The following is a 21,496-nucleotide window of genomic DNA, read 5'->3' as shown; positions in this document are numbered from 1 at the left end:
GTCCGCGCGTCTACCGCCGCGCTGGCTTGACTAGTGGTCGTCAGCGCCGGGTTTTCAACGTGGAATGAGTAGCTGGATGCGCATAACCTGTGGAGCCGAATGTTAACGTGGGATGGATTTGTCGAGTCGGCTTGGCGGCGACAGTGTCAATGGCCGCTTCCGTCGGGCGAACTAGAGCTGAATGGAGGGGCAGCCAAACCTCCGCTTTCCACCCTGGTGAGACCTACAGGAATAAGCAGAATCGACCCACTGCTGTCCTTCAGGATTTCACGGGCTACGGCGCGAGTTGCCGGCCAAACCAGACATTCGTGCACGATCTTGTATCGAAGACAGCGCCTTTGCGGCTCAAGCCAACGTGACTTTGTCTCCAACGGCAATGGTGCTCGGCTCCGTGACAATGCAGTAGATGCCGAGATTTCGCCGATTTTGCCGAACGATAGTCCTGAGAACCTCAGGCTCTTCCACGATGTTCGGCTGCGCGATCATCGTCATCCCGCAACGTTTCGTTTCTTCCGTCGCGCGCATCATAACCGAACCGACACGGATATCGCGCCCCAGCCACATGGACTCGATAAATCCTGGCTCGCAGTCGGTTCTCACGAGGATCGTGGGACGAAACCGTCGTGCGCTTATCCTCCACGGCACCCCGTATGACGACAGTCGATCCAAGGAGGCCGTGGTCACGAGATGGACCGGGCTCGGCAGGTATCTGTTCTTGACCATGCTGGGCTCGCCATCGCCGTAGGGTCGCGCCTCGACCGGAAAGGAAAAATGGCGCTCCAGCCGTGGCGAAAGTCTGTTGTCGGTGACGGCAAGCCATTCGCCATCGGGAAAGCCTATTTCAGGCACCGTGTCCGCAAGTCGAGACCTAAGAAACAACGCGGCGCGCCATCGCTGATCGGTCTCGGGGGTGGCGGGCTTATTCGTCTGGGGATCGACTAGACACCAGGTTCTGTCTCCAAGCGCGCCGTCTGCGCCCAGTTGGGCCGAGGACAACGGCTCCCCGCCGAGGGAGCTCACCGGATAGCGCCAGATTTCTTCTATGATGCCGATTGCGCCTGAATTCATCCACCTCACCTTTAGCCATGCTGCCGCATGCTTCATTGGGCCCTAGATAACGCAAGCGCCCACCCGGACTCTAGGCGGCCACCGACATCGCCAGGGCTCGTTCTCGAAAACTATCGACCGAACCACCGTCTCGTCTTCGGCCTGTCCTCGTCTCTTGCGGCGTGCATCCCATGAAGCCCTTGTAAACCTTCGCAAAGTGCGACTGGCTGACGAAGCCAGAAGCCATCGCGACGTCGATGATCGGGATCATGGAGTTCTCGAGGAGAGCATGGGCGCGCTCGATACGAAGCTGCCTGTAGTATCTTTGAGGGGACATGCCGAGGTGCTGTTGGAACAATCGTTCGAGATGACGCCGAGATATGCCGGACGAAGCCACGAGCTCATCCAAGTTCAACGGATCGGCCACCGTCTCCTCCATGAGCTTGACGACGGGAAGCAGTGGGGAGGAAATCCTCTCGAGCCGCATGTGCAGCGCCATCGCCTGTCGGTCCGCCCGACTGCGGACGCGGCCCTGCAAGGCGACGTCATTTATCGAGTCCCTCAAGTCCTGGCCAAAGTCCTGCTTGATAATCTCCAGGATCAGGTCGAACGAGGCTGCCTCGCCCGCGCATGTATGGAGCAGGCCGTCGATCTCGTAGAAGGCTCGCGAGAACACCACATCCGGGAAGTTCTCGACGCTTAAGCCGAACACGCTCCAATGTACGGCGCAGCGGCGACCGTCGAGGAAGCCATGTTCCGCGAGCATGAGAGCGCCCCGGCCGATCCCGGCCACCGAGACCCCACGCGACAGGGCCTCCCTTGCCCATGAGATCAAGCGTGCAGGGAATGGCCCGCGTCTGTCGCCTGGCAAGAGCGCAAGGAACCGCGTGCGGTCGTAGGGCTTCGCGTTCCGTGCCGCCTCGATGTCGCAATCGACCGGGAGGCAAAGACCGCAGCTTGTGCGAACCGACGCGCCCAGTTGGCCAACGATGTCCCAGGAATAGGCTTCGTATCCCAGAACCTCGTTGGCGATCCGCAGCGGCGCGGTCAGGGAGGTGAACGCCAACAGCGAGAAGCCGTCCGAAAGGAATATGCTGAAGTGCCTGCGCAAGGTCGAGAGCACTGCGGTACCTCCATGCCTATCGTTCGAGCACGCCATCGAGGCCGTCGCGAGGGGTGAGCGGATCGGACAAGTCCACGATGATCTGCGACCGAGTGGTGATCCAACCTCGTCCGGTGACGGTAACCGTGACGCCGTTACGCCCGTGGTAAGGATCGACACTGACGACGTTGGCGAGAAGATCGGTGTCAAAGATGGAAATGGTTCTTAGAGCGTCCCCTACGGAAAGCTTTCCCTGTTCGACCAGTTGGACAAGGACAGCCGTGCTCGGCACACCAGCTGGAGCCCGACAAACACTGTTGCGCGGATATTCATAGCAACAGATGCGTCGCTCCCACTCGCCCTCGGCCACCTTGTCCGGCTCTCCCGCGAACACCACAAACGACAGCGGAACCTCATCGCCAAACACTGGATGGACGGGATGATGATGTTCTCGAATCATGGGAATGAAGTCGCGCGCGAACTCGACAAGCGAAGCTTCGTCTTCCCTGATCAGCTTGAATCCGAGTTCCGACGCGTTGACGACCGGATAGAACGCCCCAGTCCAGATGAGGTCGAATTTGATCTTTCCTCGGCCTGGCATGTCCAGGACAAGGTCTCGGGCGGCCATATATGAAGGAGTGTTCGCCTTATAAGCGACCGACTTCACCTTGCCGTTTTCGCAGTACGCGTCGACGTCGATCAGCCCGCCAGGTGCTTCGAGCACCAGGCTGTTCGGTCCTTCTACCATCGGAAGCCGCCCCATCTCGAGAAGAGCGATAGCGGTGCTCATCGTGTTGGTGCCCGAAATCAGCGGGTAGCCCATCAACTCCATGATGATGAAAGCCGCGTCGGCCTTGGGGTTCTTGGGCTCGACCACCAGGTCGGCATAGAGCGACGGGTGTCCGCCTCGGGGTTCCTCCAGCAGTATTTGCCGCAGTCCATCGGCGTTGTCACGAAGGTGAGTCATTTTCTCGAGAACGGACTCACCGGGCAATTCGACGATACCGTCGAGAACGATACGATGCAGGTCGCCGCCGACATGGACGTCGACGACGTCGATGACACCTGAACGAGGCGAGATTGGAAGCTGAGACGTTTGAGACATCGAAATCGTCCTGTTTTGGGTGTCCGAGGATTGCGGGTGACCTGATTAAGCTGGCCCAGGAGTTGGGTCGACGTCGTGGCCAACGGTCTAGGATCGAGAGCCATCCTTGATGTACCAGCCCCACGGTTCCGCGCTCGCGAACCGGGTGATTTGTTTGGTTTCGAGGTAATTCTCGAGACCCCAGCGGCCGAGCTCGCGCCCGATACCCGACTGCTTGTATCCACCCCAGGGAGCCTCCGTGAACGTAGGCTGGCTGCAGTTGATCCAGACGATTCCCGCGCGCAAGGCGGCGGCGACCCTTTCGGCTCGCTCGTCGTCTTTTGACATTACCGCGGCGGCCAGGCCGAACTTGCTGTCGTTGGCAAGCTTCACCGCTTCCGCTTCGGTCGCGAACGGACGCAGGCACACGACCGGCCCGAAGATTTCCTCGTTCCACGCGTCGCTATCCAACGGGACGTCGATCAGCACCGTCGGCTCGACAAAGAAGCCCCTGTTGAAGCCCGCGGGACGCCCGCCGCCGACCGCGACTTGGGCTCCATCGGCGCGGGCTTTGTCTATCGCGGACAGGACCTGATCCATCTGCCGCCGCGAGACCAAGGGCCCGAGCAAGACGCCGGGCTCCTGGCCGTCGCCGATCTTGATCTTCCTCGTCTCTTCAACCAGGCGGTCGAGGAAGCTGTCGTAGATGCTCTCCTGTACCAAAACCCGCGAAGTCGCCGAGCAGACTTCACCCTGGTTCCAGAAGATGCCGAACATGACCCATTCGACGGCAGCGCCAATATCGGAATCTTCGAATACGAGAAACGGCGACTTGCCGCCGAGCTCGAGGCTGACGCGTTTGATGTCGCGCGCGGCTGCCTGCATGATCTTCGAGCCGACGGGGACCGACCCCGTGAACGCCAGCTTGTCGACGTCGGGATGATCGGCGAGGGCCTGTCCCGCAACCGGTCCGGCCCCGGTCACGACATTCAGAACGCCAGGCGGCAGGTCCGCCGCCTGTGCGATTGCCGCCAGCTCCATCGCGGTCATCGAGGTCAGTTCGGCGGGCTTGAGAACCATCGTGCATCCGGCCGCCAAGGCCGGAGCCACTTTCCATGCCGCCATCAGCAGCGGATAGTTCCAGGGAATGATCGCCGCGGCGACACCGACGGGCTCTCTGACGGCCTTGGACGCGAAGCGGGCGTCGGGCAACGCGATAGGTTCCTCAGGCTTGCGGTCGAGTTCCTCGGCGAGGTCCGCGTAGAAATCGAAACAGCCGGCGGCGTCGCCGATGTCCCATTCAGCCTCGGGAATTGGCTTTCCATTGTCGATGGTCTCAAGCCGCGCCAGTTCCTGCAGCCGATTGCGGATGCCCGCCGCGATCGCGCGAAGATACCGCGCGCGCTCGGCTCCCGACATCTTGGGCCAAGGCCCCTCGTCGAATGCCCGGCGCGCCGCACGCACTGCCAGATCGACGTCCTCGGCGGTGCCGGCCGGGCCATGATGCACCACTTCCTCCGTCGCGGGATTCACGATCGGGAAGGTGCCGCCTTCGACTGGCTTCACCCACCGTCCATCGATAAAGAGCTCGTTTCGCATTTGCATCGCCTTCTATGGCGCGGCCTATCGGCCGCGGCGGATTGAATTGAGTTGAGGTCCGTTCCTGTCGCTATTCCGACTTGAAGTCGGTGCTAAGGGACAGGGCTTCCCACTTGGCCATCTCATCGACGAACTGGCCCAGCTTGGTGCGCGCGGGCCAACGCGTCGCTTTCCAGCAGGAGGTGCAGCGGCGGGTTTTCGCTATCGGCCAGGGCGATGATCGCCTTCGCCGCGAGTTCGGGATCGCCAGCCTGACGACCGTCGACTGTCTTGAACGCCGCCGCACTCTTGCCGATCGTCTCCGAATAGGCGGCGTCGGCCGCCGCACTCTCGTCATCCTCTCGGGATCAATAGAAGACGTCACATCCTCGTCCGGTCGCCCTTGGGGTCGTACATCGGCTTCAACGACGCCTCGGCGGGGAAACGCTGGCCCGCGATCTCGATTTCGTATGTCGACGCGAGGACATCGTCGGCACTCTCGCCAGAACATGGGACGTAGCCCATGCCGATCGCGCCGCCGAGGTGGTGGCCGTAATTTCCTGACGTGACGATCGAGACGATCTTGCCGTCCCGGACGAGCGCCTCGTTGTGGAAGAGAAGGGGCTCGGCGTCCTTGAGCCTGAACTGGAGCATCCGGCGCTCCAGCCCGCTCTCGCGCTTTCGCAGGACCGCGTCGCGCCCCATAAAGTCGGCCTTGTCGGTCTTCACCGCGAAGCCAAGCCCGGCTTCCAGGACATGGTCCTCGTCCGTGACGTCATGGCCGAAATGCCGGAAGGCCTTCTCGATGCGGCACGAGTCGAGGGTGTGGAGGCCGCAGAGCTTGAGACCAGAGGTCGCGCCTGCCTCTTCGAGGGCTTCGAAGACATGGGCGGTCTGGTCGGACGACACATAGAGTTCCCAGCCCAGTTCGCCGACATAGGTAACACGGTGAGCACGGGCGAGGCCCATGCCGATCTCGATTTCCTGCGCCGTGCCGAACGGAAAGGCCTCGTTCGAGAAGTCGTTCGGACTGACTCCGGTGATCACCTCACGCGCCTTCGGGCCCATCAGCACGAGAACGGACTCCGAAGCGGTGATATCGGTGATGACGACAAACTCGTCCTCACGGACGTGCTTCCGCATCCACGCCAGATCACGCTGCAACGTCGCTCCGGGCACGACGGCGAAGAAGGCGGTCTCCGAAAAGCGGGTGACCGTGAGGTCGCTCTCGATCCCGCCCTTGCTGTTGAGCATCTGGGTGTAGACGATACGGCCGGGGGCGACGTCCATCTGGTTCGCGCAGAGTCGATTGAGGAAGGTGCATGCGTCGCGGCCCTCGATTCTGATCTTGCCGAAAGAGGTCATGTCGAACAGGCCGACACTGTTGCGGACGGCGAGATGCTCTTCCCGTTGGTTCTCGAACCAGTTCTGGCGCTTCCAGCTATATCGGTATTCGCGCTCCTGATCGGGCCGGGCGAACCAGTTCGCGCGCTCCCATCCGGCGACTTCGCCGAAGACAGCGCCCCGCGCCTTGAGATGCTCGTGCAGCGGCGAACGCCGGATGCCGCGCGAGGTCTCGACCTGGCGGTAGGGGAAGTGGTCGGCGTAAAGCAGGCCCAGGGTCTCGGTCACCCGTTCCTTGAGATACCGGCGGTTCTTCTGGAACGGCTGCGCGCGGCGGATATCGACATCCCAGAGATCGAACGGCGGCTCGCCGTCGTTCATCCATTGAGCCAGCGCGAAGCCAGCGCCGCCGGACGAGACGATGCCGATGGAATTGTAGCCGGCCGCGATCCAATAGCCCCTCACCTCCGGCGCCTCCCCGAGATAGTAGCGGTCGTCGGGCGTGAACGACTCAGGGCCGTTGAAGAACGTGTGGATGCCCGCCGTCTCAAGCATCGGCATACGGTTGACCGCCATCGACAGGATCGGCTCGAAATGGTCGAAGTCTTCAGGAAGCTGGTCGAAGCAAAAGTCTTCGCGGATGCCCTCCATGCCCCACGGCTTCGCCTTGGGCTCGAAGGCACCAAGCATCATCTTGCCCGCGTCCTCTTTGTAATAGGCGCACTCGTCCGGAACGCGCAGCACCGGGAGACGCGTCAGGTTCTCGATGGCCTCGGTCACAATGTAGAAATGCTCACAGGCATGGAGCGGTAGGGTCACGCCGGAGCGCGCCGCGAGGTCCCGCCCCCACATGCCGCCGCAGTTCACCACGAGATCGGTTTCAATCGTACCGAATTCTTCGCCGATCGCCCATGAAACGCCCGTCACCCTGCCGTCGCGCTTATGGACGTCCGTGACCTTGACGTTCTCCACGATCTTCGCGCCCAGCTGGCGCGCGCCCTTGGCCAGTGCCATCGCGATGTTCGTCGGGTCGCATTGACCGTCCAGCGGCAGGTGCACCGCTCCGACGACATCCGAGGTGTTGAGATGCGGATACATCTCCTTGACTTCGCGAGGGGAGACCTCGTTGACGTCGATGTCGAACGCCCGCGCCAATGTCGCCTGGCGATAGATTTCCTGTTTGCGCTCTTCGGTCAGGGCGACGGTGATCGAGCCGTTCTGGCGCATTCCGGTGGCAATCCCGGTTTCCGCTTCCAGCTTCACGTAGAGGTCCGCCGAGTATTTCGCGAGGCGGGTCATGTTCTGCGAGGCGCGCAGCTGACCGATGAGACCTGCTGCGTGCCAGGTCGTGCCTGATGTCAGCTGCTTGCGTTCGAGCAGGACGACATCAGTCCAACCGAGCTTCGCCAGATGGTAGGCGACCGAGCATCCGGAGATTCCGCCGCCGATCACGACGACTCGAGCTTTCGTTGGCAGGTTGGGCATGCGCGTCTTCTTTCGTGGTTCGTCGGTCCTGGGGGGACGGTCGTTGGTCTGGTTTTGCCCGGCGGACGGGCGCAGTTGTCCATTCAGCCCGGAAGCGGCTAGCAGGCTGGTCGTGTGGTGTTCGGAGTCTACGAAGTCAGGTCGACTAGCCCGGCCCTCGTCTTCGTGCCTGCAGTGCGCCTTTCGACACCCGGTCCAGCAGGATCGCGATCGCGACGATTGACAGTCCGGCTCTCAGGCCGAGGCCCATCTCCATACGGGTCAGTCCCCGCGTCACCTCGAGGCCCAGCCCGCCGCCGCCCACGAGGCCAGCAAGGACGACCATCGCCAGGCTGAGGAGAATGCACTGGTTCAGGCCCACGATCAGGGTCGGCATCGCCGATGGAATCTCGACCTTGAAGAGGATCGAGCGTGAAGAAGCGCCGATCGCCTGTCCCATCTCCACCATAGACTTTGGCACCTGATTGAATGCCAAGGTGGTCAACCGGAGCATCGGGGGGATGCCGTAGACGATCGTCGCGATGGCGGCTGGAACGACACCCAGGCTGAAGATCATCACGGCTGGAATGAGGTAGACCCACGGCGGCACCGTCTGCATCACGTCGAGGATCGGTCGGAGGATGGCCTCGACCCGTGGACGGCGCGAGGCGAGGACGCCCAGGGGAAACGCGACGAGCACGGAAACGAGCACTGCGGCGACGACGAGGGCCACGGTCTGCATGCTTGCCGTCCAGAAGCCCGCGAGCAGACAGAAGGCAAGCGACAGGAGGACGACAATTCCGATGCGAACGCTGATGAAGTAGGCAGCCGCAACGGCGGCAATGGCGATCACCACGTATGGCGGTAGGAAGAGCAGCGCGGTCTCGAAGCCGACCAGCGCGGCCTCGACCCCCTTCGCCACGGCGGCGAAGAAAGGGTGGAAGTTGGAGTTGAGCCAGCCGACGACGGGGGAGACATAAGCACCGGGCGAGAATTGAAGCTGATCGAGGTTCATTTCCCACCTGCCTTCGCCCGCTGGGCTGCGTTCTGGGTCACCCGATCAAGAACCGTCGTGAGCACGACAATGGCGATCGCGGCGTCGACAGACGTGGCGATGTCGAGCGTGCGGACCGCGCCGTAGATCGTTTCTCCAAGTCCGCCGGAGCCGACGATGCCTGCGATGACGACCATGCCGAACGACATCATCAGGCTTTGGTTGATTCCGGCCATGATGCTGGGGATCGCGAACGGCAGCCTGATCTTCGTGAACATCTGCCAAGGGGTCAGGCCATTGGCGTGACCCAGCTCGATGAACTCGTGCGGTGTCATCCGGATACCGAGTGAAGCCAGCCGTATCGCGGGCGGCATGGCCACGATCAGCGTCGCGACGAGGGCGGTCGCGGGACCGTACCCCAGAAGCGCGATGGCGGGCAGAAGGTAGATGTAAGGCGGAAGCGTCTGCACAAGGTCAAGCACAGGCTCGAGGGCGGAGTTCAGCGTGGCGAGAAAGCCAGCCGCGATCCCGATCGGTAGCCCGACGACGAGCGCGAGCACGGTGGCGGTGGCGACAAGCGCGAGCGTGCTCATGGTTTCGGCCCAGAGGCCCATGGCAGCGCAAAACGCGAGCGCGATCGCCGTAAGCACGGCCGACACCGGACCGATTGCTCTCCAGGCGATCAGTGCGAGGACGAGGCAAACGACATAGAAGGGCGGAAACTCAAGAAGCCACAGGATGCCATCGTACGTGCCTTCCAAAAGCTGCCTCAACGGGTCGAAAAGCCACTCGCCGTTATCGCTGATCCAGGTCAATCCGTCATCGACCCAGGTGTCGAAACTCTCGGTCAGGCTGGTCGTGTCCATGTCCGCCTCCCTCAGGCCGCCACGCGCGGTTCGACCGGGTTGCCCGCGACACCGCGGAGAAGCCCGCGTGTCGTGACGACACCGACGACCTGGCCGTTGTTCACGACCGCGACCGCGTCCCGGTCCGTCTGCATCGTGAGGTCGATCAGTTGCCCGATGTCAGCGTCGGGCGTCGCCTTGAGCAGCGAGTGGACGTCGATATTCGGATGCGAGGCCCTGAATTCGGCGACCGACTTCATGACCGAATGCGCCTTCACCAGGTGGATGCGGGATATGCCCGCGACGAAATCGGCGACGTAGTCGTCGGCAGGCTTGGTGACGATCTCTTCGGCGGTTCCGACCTGAACGATGAGGCCGTCCTTCATGATGGCGATGCGGTCGCCGATGCGGATCGCCTCGTCGAGGTCGTGGGTGATGAACACCGACGACTTGCCCAACGACTTCGTCAGCTGCCGAAACTCGTCCTGGAGCTGCTTGCGAATGAGGGGATCAAGCGCGCTGAACGGCTCGTCCATCAGGATGATCTCGGGGTCGGACGCCAGCGCCCGGGCGAGACCGACGCGCTGCTGCATGCCGCCGGACAGCTCGGACGGATATCGTGAGGTCCAGTCCGCCAGGCCGACCTTTTCGAGTGCTGCGGTCGCGATCAGGTTTCGCTTCTCCTTGGCGACCCCGCGCGCCTCGAGCCCGAATGCGGCGTTCTCGAGCACTGTTCTGTTCGGCAGGAGCGCGACGCTCTGGAACACCATGCCGATGGTGTTGGCGCGCATCTCGCGCAATTCGGCGGGTTTGAGGGCCGACATCTCGCGGCCCTTCACGGTAACCGTTCCGAGGCTCGGTTCGATCAGACGATTGAACAGGCGGACGAGGGTCGACTTGCCGCTGCCGGACAGGCCCATGACGCAGAAGATTTCGCCGCGGCGGAGTTGCAGGCTGGCGTCGGCGACGCCGACGACGCAATCGAATTCCTGAAGCACCTGCTTCTTCGAGAGACCGCGTTCGATGACGGCCTTCACGGCCGCAGGCGCGCGCGATCCGAATATCTTCCAAACGTTCCGGCAGTCCAGCAACACATCGGCGTCATTGATCTTGTTTTCCATGACATTCCCCATAGCCAGTCCTCGACGGGTCGTTTTTATGAAAGAGGGGCGAGCCAACGCCGATGCTCCGGCTCGCCTGCGAGGGTCATTCGCCGCTGATGTTCTCCCAGCGCTTAATCAGGTCGGCATGGCTGTCCGTCCATTCCTTGACCGCTTCGTCCATCTTCTTGCCGTCGAAGACGGCGCCGTTGATGGCGTTGATGTCCTCGAGGGGGACATAGACGCTGGCGAGCACTTCACGTGCGTGCGGGTGCTCAGCGCTGAAGCCCTTCTTTCCGATCCAGTAGTAGGTCTGGGACGGCGAGAAGACGTTCTTCGGGTCCTTGAGGAACTTCATCGGATACTTCGCCATCATCCAAGAGGGTTCCCAGACGGTGACGGCGATCCATTCGTTGCGCTCGATGGCCGACTTGAGGGCCGCGGTCATGGCGGCGGTCGAACCTTCGACAAGCTGAAGTTTCAGGTCATACGCCTTCATTGCGTCGCCGGCTTCGCGCATCAGGCCCGAACCGGGCTCGACACCGATGATCTTGCCGCCGAACTTGTCGGCGTGGGCGTTGAGGTCTTCCATCGAGTCGATGTTGGCGTACTTAGGCACGGCGACGGCCTGGTAGAGGCCATGCGACACCGGGGAAATCTTCTCGAGCTTCGTCTTGTTCTTGTCCCAGTAGTCCTGAGACACGTAGTTGACCTGCGATGCGAGGATTTCGATGTCGCCCTTCTTGAGAGCGGCAAAGGCGATGCCCCATTCGGAGAATTCCTTGACCTCGACCTCATAACCCTGGTCTTCGAGCACCTTCCTGGTGATGCCGGTGATGGGGGTCAGGTCCTCCCAGCCCATCGTGCCGACGACGATGGACTTCGCTTCGGCGTGGGCGGCCGACAGGAACGTCATACCCACCATCGCGGCGGCGGCCAGCGATTTCAGTAATGCTTTCATTGCTTCACTCCTCAGTTTTTGTTCCCACTGACCGGAGGCCCGGCTAGCGGGCCTCCTCCATTGCGCGGCGAGCCGTGATGCCTCGCTGCGTGCACGCAATTTCAAACTACCCGAGCATTGCGCTCGATCGGGAGCCCCGCCGCCGGCCGCGCGCTCCTTTCACATGTGTCTCGTCAGGCCGCCGTCCACGCGGATGTTCTGACCCGTGATGTAGCCTGCGTCGTCCGACAGCAGGAACGCCGCGGTCTTGGCGATCTCGGCCACGGTGCCGATCCGGCGAAGCGGTATCGGATAAGCCGCCTCGGCCGGATGCGCCATGCTGTCGATGTAGCCGGGAAGGAGCGCGTTCATGCGGATGTTCCTCGGGCCGTACCTGTCGGAATACATCTTGGTGTACGCAGCGACCGCTGCCCGATAGGCGCACGAAATCGGATAGTTCGCGTCCGGCTCGAAGGTGGCGAGTGTCGTGATGTTGAGGAACGCCCCGCCGCCCTGTGCGAGCATGAGGGGTGTCACCAGCTTCGCCATCCGTTGGACCGAGAGCAGGATCGACTGGTTTCCAGCCTCCCAAACCGAGTCCTCGATTTCGAGAAGCTCGCCCGTCGGTGGGTGGGCGGTGTTGTTGACCACGGTGTCGATCCTTCCGTAGGACGACATCGCGAGGCCCACTAGCGCCTCCAGATCGGCGAGACTGGCGGTCGATCCGCGCAGCCCCCGGCCACCGAGTTCGCCAGCCAACTTTTCCGAGCTCGCGGAAGGCGACATGAGGACGAGCTCATATCCGCGACCGCGGAGCTCGCGGGCTATGGCCGCGCCCATTCCGCGGCCCGCTCCGGTTATCACGGCGACTGGTTTCGTGTGGCTCAAGGTCGAATCCCGGTCCGGTTGGAGTTCAGTTCGCAAAGGCTTCGAAGAGGGGCGCGAGCGCCTTCTGAAGCGCCTTGTCCTGTTCCTCGGTCAGCCTGGAAAGCGGCCTGCGGACATTGCCCGTGCCGTAGCCACGCAGCTGGGAAGCTCGGAGGACAGAAGGCGTGTAGTGTGTCCGCCAGATGAACAGGAGGGACGGCAACATCCGCTTCCAGAGCTCGAGCGCCTCCGCATGCCTTCTCGCCGAGACCAGATCGTAGAGTTGGACCGCCTCGCGAGGCATGTAGTTCGCGCCGCCCCAGATAACGCCCTTCGTCCCGGCCATGAGGGCGTAGACCGTGCTCGTGTCGCAACCGTTCAGGACAGAGGCCGACGTTCCGAGGTATTCCTGATGGACCGTGAGGTCGCCCGCGCTGTCCTTGATCCAGTTGAAGTTCTTGAGACCAGCCAGTCGCTCGAGCAGATCGACCGACACCGAGATGCCCGTGGCCTGGGGGATGTTGTAGCCGATAATGTCGATTCCGACCGCGGCATCGATGGCCTCGTAGAAGGCAAACAAGCCGTCGTCGTCGCTCGGACCCTCGAAGTAGGGCGGCAGGATCATGAGGGCGTCAGCGCCGATCGACTCCGAATGCTTGGAGCGGCGGATGACCTCGTCCATGTTCAAGGCGGAGGACTGGCAGATTGCGTTGCAACGGCTGGCAATGCGCTTGGCACCGATCTCATAGAGCTTGTTGCATTCCTGCTCCGTGAGATAGGGATGCTGACCCGTTCCCGCTCCGAGCACCAGTCCGTGGACGCCCGCGTCGACATACTTGTCGATCAGTTCCTCGAACACCTTGAAGTTCACCGACCCATCGTCGTTGAACGGGGTCTGCATCGCCAGATTGATGCCCTTGAGATCAGCCATTCCAATATTCCTTTTCGCTAAACTTCTTTGCCAGCCTGCTTGAAGCGCCATCCAGTGACGAACCGGACGCCCGTCGACGTGATGAGCCTCGGATAGGCCCGCGACGGCGGGACACGCCGCTTGAGGATTTCAATGATGGGGGAGGACCGACCCGCGGCGAGTTCGGCAACGGACTTGCCGAACGACGTGCCGCGGGAGACGCCCGTGCCGTTGCAGAAGGCCGCGCCGTAGACGTTGTCGGCAAGCTGGCCGAAGACCATGCCGCCGTTCTGCGCCAGGGTCAGCAAGCCGCCCCAGCTGGCGACGAAACCCATAGTCGAAAGCTCCGGCCAACGGCGGTCGAACGCCATCTGCTGCTGCGCCTTCGCGCCTTCGACATCTTCGAAGGTGGTCTTGAAGTTGTTGGCGTAGGAATAGACGTTGCGAAGGAGAAGGCGGTTGTCGTTGGTCCGACGGACGGTGGTGCCGAAGCTGTTCGCCGGGATCAAACCATAGGGGCCGTTGTTGCCGACTTTCGCCAGCTCCGACGGCGTGAGCTCCCGCGTCATGCTGGCGAAGGTGTAGAGCGGGATCGCGCTATTGGGATAGAAACCGAACTCCGTCAGATAGCCGGCCGCGCAGATAATGACCTTCTTGGTCTTCATCACGCCCGTCGGGGTCTGGAAGACATGGACCGGGTTGCCATACTGCGCGCCGATGATCGCGGTGTTCTCATGTACGGTGACGTTCTTGGGAAGCGCGCGGGCGGCGTTCTTGAGATACTTCGCGGGCTGGATCAGGATCGTCCCGGGGTGATGGAGCGCGCGGATGTAATGCTTGCTTCCGGTCAAGGCCTGGATTTCGTCCTTCTCGACCCATTTGTATTTTTGTCCCATCTTGTCGAGGGCGTGCGAGAAGCTCACGAGATCGGCGACGCCATGATCAGTCGCGGCGCTATGGTATTTGCCCTGGGGGTCCCAATCGCATTCGACACCGTGTTCCTCAACGGCCGAGCGCAGGTAGGCATTGCCGTCGCGATTGACTTCGAGCTCCTCTCGGTTGCCCTGGATGTCCTCGACGAAATCCTGCTTGCGGGGATTGTGCGCAAGATCGATGGCGAAGCCCATGCAACGGCCGGACGCGTTGTTGCCGATCCGGCCTGCCTCAACGAGAACAACAGATGCGTCCGGACGAAGTTCAGCATAGCGGCGGGCGGCGTGAAGTCCCATCCAGCCTGCGCCGATCACCAGGCATTCGCAGGTGGTTTCGCCGCCCTGGGAGATCAAAGGCAGGTCCGGACCCGATGTCAGATACCAGCCCGAAACCGTCGGTTCGTCATAAGGCCGGGACACAGTAATATGCTCCCGCGGCGCGTTTCGATGTGTCGAAGCCACGTTGTTCTCTCTCAGCTCTGGAAAATTCGCGGGGCCTCCCGAGCATCCCGCCTTCAAGTGTGGCGCAAGCTAAACACACATTTCGCAGGTGCTGTAGACGGAAAAGAAATCAGCTGATATGAATTCCATTCATGTCAAAGCTCCGCTCCCTCGTGCCGTCTCCACATTCCCTCTTTGTGTTTGAGGCGGCGGCCCGAAACCTGAATTTCGCAATGGCATCAAGGGAGTTGAACGTCACCCAGCCGAGCGTTTCCCACTCGATCAAGGCGCTGGAGAAGCATTGCGGTACCGTTCTCTTCACGAGGGAGAATCGGGGAGTGCAACTGACGGAAGCAGGCCGGGTGCTTTACGACGGCATCCGGGCAGGCTTTCTGAGAATGGAGGACAGTTTCAACGCCATCTCACCGGAAGCGACCCAATATCTCACGCTCGCCGCCTCCACATCGACGGCCGCCCATTGGCTGATGCCAAAGCTCTACGAGCTCCAGCACGATCATCCCAACCTGAAGATCAAAGTGGTGACGACGGACCGCGACGTCGAACCGGACTCCGAAATCGACATGACGATCTGGATCAGGGATCGGGGATTTCAGCGACCAAACACGTGGTTCATGTGTGATGAGATGGTGTTTCCGGTCTGCTCGCCCACCTATCTCACCAATCATCCTCCCGTCCGAGATGTCTCGGATTTGGCCGCTCATCACCTGCTTCACTCATTCGATCCGCACCGAAAGCGGATCAACTGGGATGAATGGTTCGATCGCGTCGGTGCAGGCGCTGCGCAAGCGCCGCCGAACATGGTAGCCAGTGACTATCAGCTGGTGATGCAGGGGGCGCTGTCCGGCGAGGGTATCGCGCTTGGCTGGAATTTTTCTGCGCAACTCCTGCTCAAGAACAAGCTCCTCGTCAGGCCGTTGGATGTCTCAGTCAAGACGGGAGGCGCGTTCTTCCTGGTGGCCAACGAACGGCGCGTCGAACAAGACAAGCTGGGCATTCTGGTCGAGTGGTTCCTGTCGCAGACTGCCGACCTCCGCTGACGGGCCTCACGTCTCCTTTTGCCGCAACTTGCTCGTTCAGATGAGCAGGGCGATGGGCCGTCTTCCACCCGGTCTGACCGTTGCATCCTGCCGTGCGAAGTCCGTTTGAGGCCAAAACGGGAATCTGTCGGAGGGCGAACGCTCTGCTCAGAGCGCAGGCGTTGGCTTGTACAGTCTGTATAGGGTAGCTTGAACACGCCGTATAACCAGAGATTATCGATGCGCGATTTCGGCGTGAGCGAAGTGGCAAAGCTTTTGACTGGCTCGTCGATCAATATTTCCGCTCTGCGCGATTTAAGCGTCTCGACGCGGCGACGCAGCGCGATAAGCGCAGCGTGTTGATGCGATTCTGCGAGACCGCCCGGGCCACCTCCCTACAAAAAATTCCGCCAGGAGGACGTCGAAAGAAGTCAACTGAAGCGCAGGGAAACGCCTGGCGCGGCTGACAAGCTGGTGAAGGTTTTGAGGGCGTTTTTCAATTGGGCGATGAAGCAGAAGCCTCCGCTTGTGAGTAGCAATCCCGCCGTCGGCATCGAGAAGCTAAACGCGGCGTCCGAAGGCTGGCACCCTTGGACCCCCGAAGAGATCGACCAGTCCGTGATTATCACGTCATGGGCACGAAGGCACGCTTGGCGCTTGAGATCATGATCAACACAGGCGCCCGCCGCTCCGATGCCGTTCGGATCGGTCGCCAAAGTGGTGAGTGGCTACGCTTCACGGCTTGGAAAATCGTAACCGCAGCCCAACTGTGATCGAAGTTCCTGTAACGCCAGAACTGCGCGAAGCCGCTCGGAGCGCGAAGACGGGCGACTTCACATTCTGGTAACAGATTACGGCCAGCCCTTCACGAGCGCGGGGCTAGGCAGTCGAATGCGGGAGTGGTGCGACGAGGCCGGCCTGCCTCACTGTTCGTCGCACGGCCGACGACGGGCTGCGGCCGTGATGCTCGCTGATAGCGGCGTAAGCGCTCCAGAACTGTGCGCCGTGTTCGGCTGGACGAAGCTTGAAACTGCCGAGATCTACACCCGTCAGGCTCGAAAACGAAAGATGGCAGGCAATGCCTTTGCCCGCCTGGAAGACTATCGGAATCGAGAAAGTGTCTCATTTTCGCAGACTGAAAACCCTGGTGAGACAAAACGAGGAAAAAAGCATGAAAAATCAACGTCGAGAAATGGTGGGCCCGGAGGGACTCGAACCCCCAACCAAGCGGTTATGAGCCGCCGGCTCTAACCATTGAGCTACAGGCCCTGCCGGTCGTCCGGCCGTCGCGAACCAATGGCAATTCGCGGCCCAATGGCTCTAGCGGAAAACTTTTTTGACGACAAGCCATTGCCGCAATGCCTACACAATCGACAAGCATGGATTGACGATAACAACCGGAGAGAAACATCCATGATTTCTACACCCATTGCCCGCTCGGCTCATGTCGTGGCGCTTGCCGCCGCCATCGCGGGTGCCTTTGCGGCTGGCGCTGCGGCGCAAGACAACGGTGCCGGCAAGGGCGACGGCAAGGGGCGTCCGGACGGCGCGCGGGGCCGCCAGGCGGTGATCAAGGTCTCCGGCGAAGGCCGGGCGACGGCCGCACCCGACATGGCGACCCTGCAACTGAGCGTCGTCAAGGATGCCAAGACCGCCCGCGAGGCGCTCGACGCCAACAACAAGGCGATCGCGGACGTTCTCGCCGGGCTGAAACAGGCCGGTGTCGCCGAGCGCGACCTGCAGACGAGCGGCTTCTCGATCATGCCGCAATACAACTATCCGCAGAACAGTGACGGCAGCAACCGGCCGCCGGAGCTCATCGGTTATCAGGTCGTCAACGGCGTCAGCGTGCGTGTGCGCGACCTCACCAAGCTCGGTGAGATCCTCGACAAATCCGTGACGCTCGGCGTCAACCAGGGCGGCGGCATCGAATTTGCCAACGACAAGCCGGAGCCGGTGATCACCGAGGCCCGCAAGGCCGCCGTCGCCGACGCGATCAACAAGGCAAGGGTGCTGGCAGAAGCCGCCGGCGTCTCGCTTGGCCGACTGATCGAGCTTGCGGAACAGCCGGCCCGCCCCGAGCCGCCGGTGCCGATGCGCAGCATGGCCAAGGAATTCGCCGCCGATCAGGTGCCGATCGCAACCGGTGAAAGCGCCTATAACGTCACGGTGAACGTGACTTTCGCGGTCAACCAATAGGCTCGCCTCGGCCGCCGCAGCGTGCTCGCCCTGAGGCGCAACTTCACGCATGCGCCCGCTCTGACCCACGCGGCCACATCCTCAAAAAGAAAGAACCCCCGACGCGATTGCGCGGGGGCTCTTGGTCCGTCACCCCGGGGCGACGGAAAGGGCTGGGGCCTTACCAGCGACCGATAATCGGGCAGCCGCGCACATTGGCGAAGATGATCGCCTGGCGGTCGCCGTGACGACGGCCCTGAACGACGACCTGGCGGCGCGAGACGTCGGCGACATGGGCGCGGCGCAGGCCGCGGTCACGTGCCTTGTCCACGGCGAGCCACGGTTCGCAGCGGCCGCGGCGTTCCCAGCGGTCGCGGCGCCAATCACCTTCATCCCAACGGTCATAGTCGCGTTCGCGGTATTGAACGCCGCCACCCTGGCCGAATTCGAAGACCAGCGCATCAGCCGAAGCCGTGGTGGTCGTACCGACAAGGCCGGTCAGCCCAACGACGGCTGCGACGGCTGCAGTGACAAGAAACTTTCTCATGGCATTTCTCCGTTTCGCGAAGGGTTGGCGGTCGCTCTCTCAACGATTGGTCCAAATCTAGACCGGACAAGCTGAACGATACCGGAACCCTTCGTTCATGCCGCGTTCAGGAAGACTCCCGCCTCCGCGCGTCGATCTCAGCCGATTCGGCCGGAATTGCGGCAGGCCATGGAAACAGCGTGAACGGACGTTCGCTCGCGCTTTTCTCTTCCCGTTCAAGGGGAAACGGGAAAACAAGGAATTCGTTCCTTTGAGTTGTTCAACGCGTGTGCTAACGCTTTGAAAAGCGCGCATTTCCTTCTGCTCGAACTAGCTGGAAAGTTCTCGCTCGAACAAGCGGAGGTTGCGATAGTGGCTGAGCCGCGTGATGACACCGTCTTCGACCTCGAAAATGAAGACGCTCGGGATGGCATAGGCCTGGCCCGACGCCTCCGGGAAGCCGGCCATCGTCTCGCGGTAGGTGCCCCGCGCGGTCGTGTCGGCCGCCACCCGCTGCCCGAACGCATCGCGCATCAGCACGACGTCACCGAAGCTCTCGTCGAAATGGCGCAGATAGCTCATCACCCAGGTTCGGAGCGGGCCGATGCCGAGGGTGCGCTGGCCGGTCAGCGAATCGAAGGCGACATCGTCGTCGAGGAGGCGGGCGAGCGTTTCGAAATCCCGGCCGTTCACGGCCTCGATGAAGCGACCGGCAATGGTCTGGGCGTCCGTCATCGTCTCCTCCTCATGTGAGCACACCGTTCATTCTACAGCAGGACTCTTCGCAGCGGCCAGTGCAGAGGAGCGAGCAGAACGTCAACTGCCGAGATGCAAGACGATTTCGCGGCGGTGCGGGCGATCGCGATGCTCGAAAAGGTAAATCCCCTGCCAGGTACCGAGCGCCATGCGCCCGTCGATGACGGGGACGCCGAGCGAGACCTGCGTCAAGGCCGCCTTGATATGGGCGGGCATGTCGTCAGGCCCCTCCTCGGTGTGGACGACCCCGCCCATCGAAGGATCGGACGCCGGCGGCACGAGGCGCTGGAAGAATTGGAGCAGGTCGCGCCGGACGTCCGGATCGGCATTTTCCTGAATAATCAGCGAGGCGGAGGTGTGTCGTACGAAAACGGTCAGAAGCCCCTCCGAGTTTCCGCACGCCCGCACGAAATCCGCCGCCTCGCCGGTGAACTCGTAGAGCCCCTGCCCTCTGGTGGCTATGGTGATGACGGTCTGCGGCATTGCTGTCGTCCTGCTTCTCCGGCAACGCTGTTCACGCGTCCGCACCCGGTAAGAGCTTGAATTGGCGAACGACCTTATGCCGAAAACGGTCCCGACTTAAAGGCGTATGCTCCCCGCTCGCCGGTCAGAGTTCCAGAAAGCTCTCGAACCCGCCATAGATCATCCGCTTGCCATCGAAGATCGATTTCCATTCGTCGCCCTGGAGCCGCGGGTCCGCCATCACCTTGGCGACGATCGCATCGCGGTCCTGGCGCGACCTGTAAACCACCCACGAGAACACGACCGTCTCATCGTCCTTGGCCTGCACCGCGCGCGGAAAGGATGTCAGCTCGCCATAGGGAACGTCGTCGCCCAGGCACTCGACATAGTTGAGCGCGCCGTGCTCCTTCCAGACCGCACCGGCTTTCCGGGCCAGGTCCTTGTAAGCCTCGACATTCTGCTTCGGCAGCGCAATCAGAAAACCATCAACATAAGCCATGTCCGTCTCCTGCGTTGAAACACAACAAGGACGACTGGAGCGGAAAGGTTCCGACCGGCAACTCAATTTTTTTACAGGAGTGTCGGACCGGCCTCTTGCCGTTCGTCCTCCGCAGCAGTTCCACCGTGGGAGACATGCCATGCAGAAGATCACGCCTTTTCTCTGGTTCGACCATCAGTTGGAAGACGCCGTCGAATTCTATACCTCCATCTTTCGCAACGCCCGTATCCAGGACCTGCGGCGCGGGCCGGATGGCAAGCTGTTCACAGCGACCTTCGAACTCGAAGGCCAGCAGTTCATGGGGCTCAATGGTGGCCCGCACTTCAAGTTCAGCGAGGCAATCTCGTTTTTTGTGCGGTGCGCCGACCAGGCAGAGGTCGACTATTACTGGGACCGCCTGCTCGAGGGCGGGACACCGCAGCATTGCGGCTGGCTGAAGGATCGCTACGGCGTTGCCTGGCAAATCATTCCGGACGCCTTGATGCGTCATCTCGGCGATCCGGACGCGGCCAAGGCCGGCCGGGTTCAACAGGCGATGATGCGCATGGTGAAGATCGACGTCGCCGGCCTGGAGGCCGCGGCCGCCGGCTGAGGCTGGTATGGACCGCTAGAGCAATTCCAGGAAAAGTGTACAACGGTTTTCCGTCCGGAATTGCGTAATTTCAAAGAGTTGGATCATTTCACCGTTTCAATGAAACGATGAAATGATCTAGCCGCCGCAGCCCTGCAACTGCCGCGCATAGAGCGCTGCGACGTTGTTGGCGCGTTTGGCGCCCGTCTTCGCCGTATCGCTCCAATTGCCACGCGCATAGCCGCCGTGGCCATGATAATAGGCGATGTAGAGCCGATAGGGGTCGTTGAGCGCGATGCCGTTCTGCTGGTGGCTTTGACTGTGGTACCAGGCAATGAAGCGGATTGCGTCGGCGAAATCGGTCCGGCGCGCCATCCAGCGTCCGGTTTCGGCCTGATAGCGGGCCCAGGTGCCGTCGAGCGCCTGCGAATAGCCATAAGCCGAAGAGACCCGTGTCCAGGGAATGAAGCCGAAGAGCTTGGTGCGCGGCGGCCGTGCATTATGGCGGAAGCCGGACTCCGTATAGATCGTCGCCATCAGCACGGGCACGGGCACGCCATATTCGCGCTCCGCCGCATAGGCGGCGCGACGCCAATTGTTGAAAAGGCCATCTTGCTGCTCGAAAACCGCACAGGCGTTCCGGGTATCTCTCGGCACCGTTCCGCAGCCGGCCAGCAACAGGAGGACGGCGACAAAAACGCAACGCATCGCGGAACCTCTCGTATGCGAGAGATTGATAAATCGTAAATGTTAAGGAACGGTTTTGAATCGACGTTGAATGACCGCTCACGGGGCGAAAACGAGGGCGAGAAAATCGGA

General features: G+C 61.7%; 20 protein-coding genes, 1 tRNA gene and 1 pseudogene. 4 read left to right on the top strand and 18 right to left on the bottom strand.

Going from position 1 to position 21,496, the window contains the following annotated elements:
• Positions 1 to 345: 345 nt before the first annotated feature.
• The 12 genes from RHIBR816_RS0111435 to RHIBR816_RS0111380 form a co-directional block, all read right to left on the bottom strand.
• Entirely contained in the window at positions 346 to 1,068 is a 723-nt protein-coding gene (locus RHIBR816_RS0111435) for an MOSC domain-containing protein (protein ID WP_018236679.1), read from the bottom strand.
• Positions 1,069 to 1,138: 70 nt separating this feature from the next.
• A complete protein-coding gene (locus RHIBR816_RS33960) occupies positions 1,139 to 2,170 on the bottom strand; it encodes a GlxA family transcriptional regulator (protein WP_018236678.1) in 1,032 nt (343 codons plus the stop codon).
• 16 nt (positions 2,171 to 2,186) lie between these two features.
• Entirely contained in the window at positions 2,187 to 3,254 is a 1,068-nt protein-coding gene (locus tag RHIBR816_RS0111425; RefSeq protein ID WP_084811049.1) for a proline racemase family protein, read from the bottom strand.
• A gap of 87 nt (positions 3,255 to 3,341) precedes the next feature.
• Positions 3,342 to 4,832, bottom strand: coding sequence for an aldehyde dehydrogenase family protein (locus RHIBR816_RS0111420; protein WP_018236675.1), 1,491 nt, complete (start codon positions 4,830 to 4,832; stop codon positions 3,342 to 3,344).
• Between the two features lie 360 nt (positions 4,833 to 5,192).
• Complete coding sequence (locus tag RHIBR816_RS0111415; RefSeq protein WP_018236674.1) at positions 5,193 to 7,640, bottom strand: FAD-dependent oxidoreductase; 2,448 nt, start codon at positions 7,638 to 7,640, stop codon at positions 5,193 to 5,195.
• A 145-nt stretch (positions 7,641 to 7,785) separates the two neighbouring features.
• Positions 7,786 to 8,634 carry a proline/glycine betaine ABC transporter permease gene (locus tag RHIBR816_RS0111410; RefSeq protein WP_018236673.1) on the bottom strand — a complete coding sequence of 283 codons (849 nt, stop codon included), beginning with the start codon at positions 8,632 to 8,634 and terminating at the stop codon, positions 7,786 to 7,788.
• Entirely contained in the window at positions 8,631 to 9,479 is an 849-nt protein-coding gene (locus RHIBR816_RS0111405; RefSeq protein ID WP_018236672.1) for a proline/glycine betaine ABC transporter permease, read from the bottom strand. Before RHIBR816_RS0111405 ends, RHIBR816_RS0111410 begins: the two co-directional genes overlap by 4 nt.
• A gap of 11 nt (positions 9,480 to 9,490) precedes the next feature.
• Positions 9,491 to 10,579, bottom strand: coding sequence for a glycine betaine/L-proline ABC transporter ATP-binding protein (locus RHIBR816_RS0111400; RefSeq protein ID WP_026186880.1), 1,089 nt, complete (start codon positions 10,577 to 10,579; stop codon positions 9,491 to 9,493).
• 85 nt (positions 10,580 to 10,664) lie between these two features.
• A complete protein-coding gene (locus RHIBR816_RS0111395; RefSeq protein ID WP_018236670.1) occupies positions 10,665 to 11,519 on the bottom strand; it encodes a glycine betaine ABC transporter substrate-binding protein in 855 nt (284 codons plus the stop codon).
• A gap of 159 nt (positions 11,520 to 11,678) precedes the next feature.
• On the bottom strand, positions 11,679 to 12,386 hold the full coding sequence (locus tag RHIBR816_RS0111390; RefSeq protein WP_034816183.1) for an SDR family oxidoreductase: 708 nt from the start codon (positions 12,384 to 12,386) through the stop codon (positions 11,679 to 11,681).
• 25 nt (positions 12,387 to 12,411) lie between these two features.
• Entirely contained in the window at positions 12,412 to 13,296 is an 885-nt protein-coding gene (locus tag RHIBR816_RS0111385; RefSeq protein ID WP_018236668.1) for a dihydrodipicolinate synthase family protein, read from the bottom strand.
• Between the two features lie 17 nt (positions 13,297 to 13,313).
• Entirely contained in the window at positions 13,314 to 14,627 is a 1,314-nt protein-coding gene (locus tag RHIBR816_RS0111380; RefSeq protein ID WP_018236667.1) for an FAD-binding oxidoreductase, read from the bottom strand.
• A 173-nt stretch (positions 14,628 to 14,800) separates the two neighbouring features.
• Here RHIBR816_RS0111380 and RHIBR816_RS0111375 point away from each other — a divergent pair, with 173 nt between their 5' ends.
• Positions 14,801 to 15,706: a LysR substrate-binding domain-containing protein gene (locus RHIBR816_RS0111375; protein WP_018236666.1), complete on the top strand. Its 906-nt coding sequence runs from the start codon at positions 14,801 to 14,803 to the stop codon at positions 15,704 to 15,706.
• A gap of 816 nt (positions 15,707 to 16,522) precedes the next feature.
• Positions 16,523 to 16,684: pseudogene (locus RHIBR816_RS38345) on the top strand (integrase); the annotation flags it as partial.
• Positions 16,685 to 16,878: 194 nt separating this feature from the next.
• On the opposite strand, the gene RHIBR816_RS0111365 reads toward RHIBR816_RS38345, so the two are convergent.
• Positions 16,879 to 16,954, bottom strand: a tRNA-Ile gene (locus RHIBR816_RS0111365).
• Positions 16,955 to 17,098: 144 nt separating this feature from the next.
• Between RHIBR816_RS0111365 and RHIBR816_RS0111360 the strand changes: the two genes are divergently transcribed.
• Positions 17,099 to 17,884: an SIMPL domain-containing protein gene (locus RHIBR816_RS0111360; protein WP_018236664.1), complete on the top strand. Its 786-nt coding sequence runs from the start codon at positions 17,099 to 17,101 to the stop codon at positions 17,882 to 17,884.
• A 160-nt stretch (positions 17,885 to 18,044) separates the two neighbouring features.
• Here RHIBR816_RS0111360 and RHIBR816_RS0111355 read toward each other — a convergent pair whose 3' ends face one another.
• The 4 genes from RHIBR816_RS0111355 to RHIBR816_RS0111340 form a co-directional block, all read right to left on the bottom strand.
• Positions 18,045 to 18,410, bottom strand: coding sequence for a hypothetical protein (locus RHIBR816_RS0111355; RefSeq protein ID WP_018236663.1), 366 nt, complete (start codon positions 18,408 to 18,410; stop codon positions 18,045 to 18,047).
• 309 nt (positions 18,411 to 18,719) lie between these two features.
• A complete protein-coding gene (locus RHIBR816_RS0111350; protein ID WP_018236662.1) occupies positions 18,720 to 19,124 on the bottom strand; it encodes a ketosteroid isomerase-related protein in 405 nt (134 codons plus the stop codon).
• An 81-nt stretch (positions 19,125 to 19,205) separates the two neighbouring features.
• Complete coding sequence (locus RHIBR816_RS0111345) at positions 19,206 to 19,628, bottom strand: secondary thiamine-phosphate synthase enzyme YjbQ (protein WP_018236661.1); 423 nt, start codon at positions 19,626 to 19,628, stop codon at positions 19,206 to 19,208.
• A gap of 124 nt (positions 19,629 to 19,752) precedes the next feature.
• The gene (locus RHIBR816_RS0111340) at positions 19,753 to 20,106 is read right to left on the bottom strand and encodes a DUF1428 domain-containing protein (RefSeq protein WP_018236660.1); all 354 of its coding nucleotides are present in this window, start codon (positions 20,104 to 20,106) and stop codon (positions 19,753 to 19,755) included.
• Positions 20,107 to 20,245: 139 nt separating this feature from the next.
• On the opposite strand from RHIBR816_RS0111340, the gene RHIBR816_RS0111335 reads away from it, so the two are divergent.
• A complete protein-coding gene (locus RHIBR816_RS0111335; RefSeq protein WP_018236659.1) occupies positions 20,246 to 20,698 on the top strand; it encodes a VOC family protein in 453 nt (150 codons plus the stop codon).
• A 117-nt stretch (positions 20,699 to 20,815) separates the two neighbouring features.
• Here the strand turns inward: RHIBR816_RS0111335 and RHIBR816_RS0111330 are convergent, their stop codons facing one another.
• The gene (locus RHIBR816_RS0111330; protein WP_018236658.1) at positions 20,816 to 21,385 is read right to left on the bottom strand and encodes a transglycosylase SLT domain-containing protein; all 570 of its coding nucleotides are present in this window, start codon (positions 21,383 to 21,385) and stop codon (positions 20,816 to 20,818) included.
• Positions 21,386 to 21,496: the final 111 nt, after the last annotated feature.

The organism is Ensifer sp. BR816 (assembly GCF_000378985.1).
Classification (GTDB): domain Bacteria; phylum Pseudomonadota; class Alphaproteobacteria; order Rhizobiales; family Rhizobiaceae; genus Sinorhizobium.
Note: the sequence above shows the minus strand (reverse complement) of the source record. Positions and strands in the feature narration are given on the sequence as shown.

Bases quoted from the DNA above. Each gene is read 5' to 3' on its own strand.
- RHIBR816_RS0111410 (WP_018236673.1), bottom strand. From the start codon at position 8,634: ATGAACCTCGATCAGCTTCAATTCTCGCCCGGTGCTTATGTCTCCCCC.
- RHIBR816_RS0111400 (WP_026186880.1), bottom strand. From the start codon at position 10,579: ATGGAAAACAAGATCAATGACGCCGATGTGTTGCTGGACTGCCGGAAC.
- RHIBR816_RS0111385 (WP_018236668.1), bottom strand. From the start codon at position 13,296: ATGGCTGATCTCAAGGGCATCAATCTGGCGATGCAGACCCCGTTCAAC.
- RHIBR816_RS0111350 (WP_018236662.1), bottom strand. From the start codon at position 19,124: ATGACGGACGCCCAGACCATTGCCGGTCGCTTCATCGAGGCCGTGAAC.
- RHIBR816_RS0111340 (WP_018236660.1), bottom strand. From the start codon at position 20,106: ATGGCTTATGTTGATGGTTTTCTGATTGCGCTGCCGAAGCAGAATGTC.
- RHIBR816_RS0111435 (WP_018236679.1), bottom strand. From the start codon at position 1,068: ATGAATTCAGGCGCAATCGGCATCATAGAAGAAATCTGGCGCTATCCG.
- RHIBR816_RS0111345 (WP_018236661.1), bottom strand. From the start codon at position 19,628: ATGCCGCAGACCGTCATCACCATAGCCACCAGAGGGCAGGGGCTCTAC.
- RHIBR816_RS0111355 (WP_018236663.1), bottom strand. From the start codon at position 18,410: ATGAGAAAGTTTCTTGTCACTGCAGCCGTCGCAGCCGTCGTTGGGCTG.
- RHIBR816_RS0111395 (WP_018236670.1), bottom strand. From the start codon at position 11,519: ATGAAAGCATTACTGAAATCGCTGGCCGCCGCCGCGATGGTGGGTATG.
- RHIBR816_RS0111360 (WP_018236664.1), top strand. From the start codon at position 17,099: ATGATTTCTACACCCATTGCCCGCTCGGCTCATGTCGTGGCGCTTGCC.
- RHIBR816_RS0111335 (WP_018236659.1), top strand. From the start codon at position 20,246: ATGCAGAAGATCACGCCTTTTCTCTGGTTCGACCATCAGTTGGAAGAC.
- RHIBR816_RS0111375 (WP_018236666.1), top strand. From the start codon at position 14,801: ATGTCAAAGCTCCGCTCCCTCGTGCCGTCTCCACATTCCCTCTTTGTG.
- RHIBR816_RS0111425 (WP_084811049.1), bottom strand. From the start codon at position 3,254: ATGTCTCAAACGTCTCAGCTTCCAATCTCGCCTCGTTCAGGTGTCATC.
- RHIBR816_RS0111330 (WP_018236658.1), bottom strand. From the start codon at position 21,385: ATGCGTTGCGTTTTTGTCGCCGTCCTCCTGTTGCTGGCCGGCTGCGGA.
- RHIBR816_RS0111415 (WP_018236674.1), bottom strand. From the start codon at position 7,640: ATGCCCAACCTGCCAACGAAAGCTCGAGTCGTCGTGATCGGCGGCGGA.
- RHIBR816_RS0111420 (WP_018236675.1), bottom strand. From the start codon at position 4,832: ATGCGAAACGAGCTCTTTATCGATGGACGGTGGGTGAAGCCAGTCGAA.
- RHIBR816_RS0111405 (WP_018236672.1), bottom strand. From the start codon at position 9,479: ATGGACACGACCAGCCTGACCGAGAGTTTCGACACCTGGGTCGATGAC.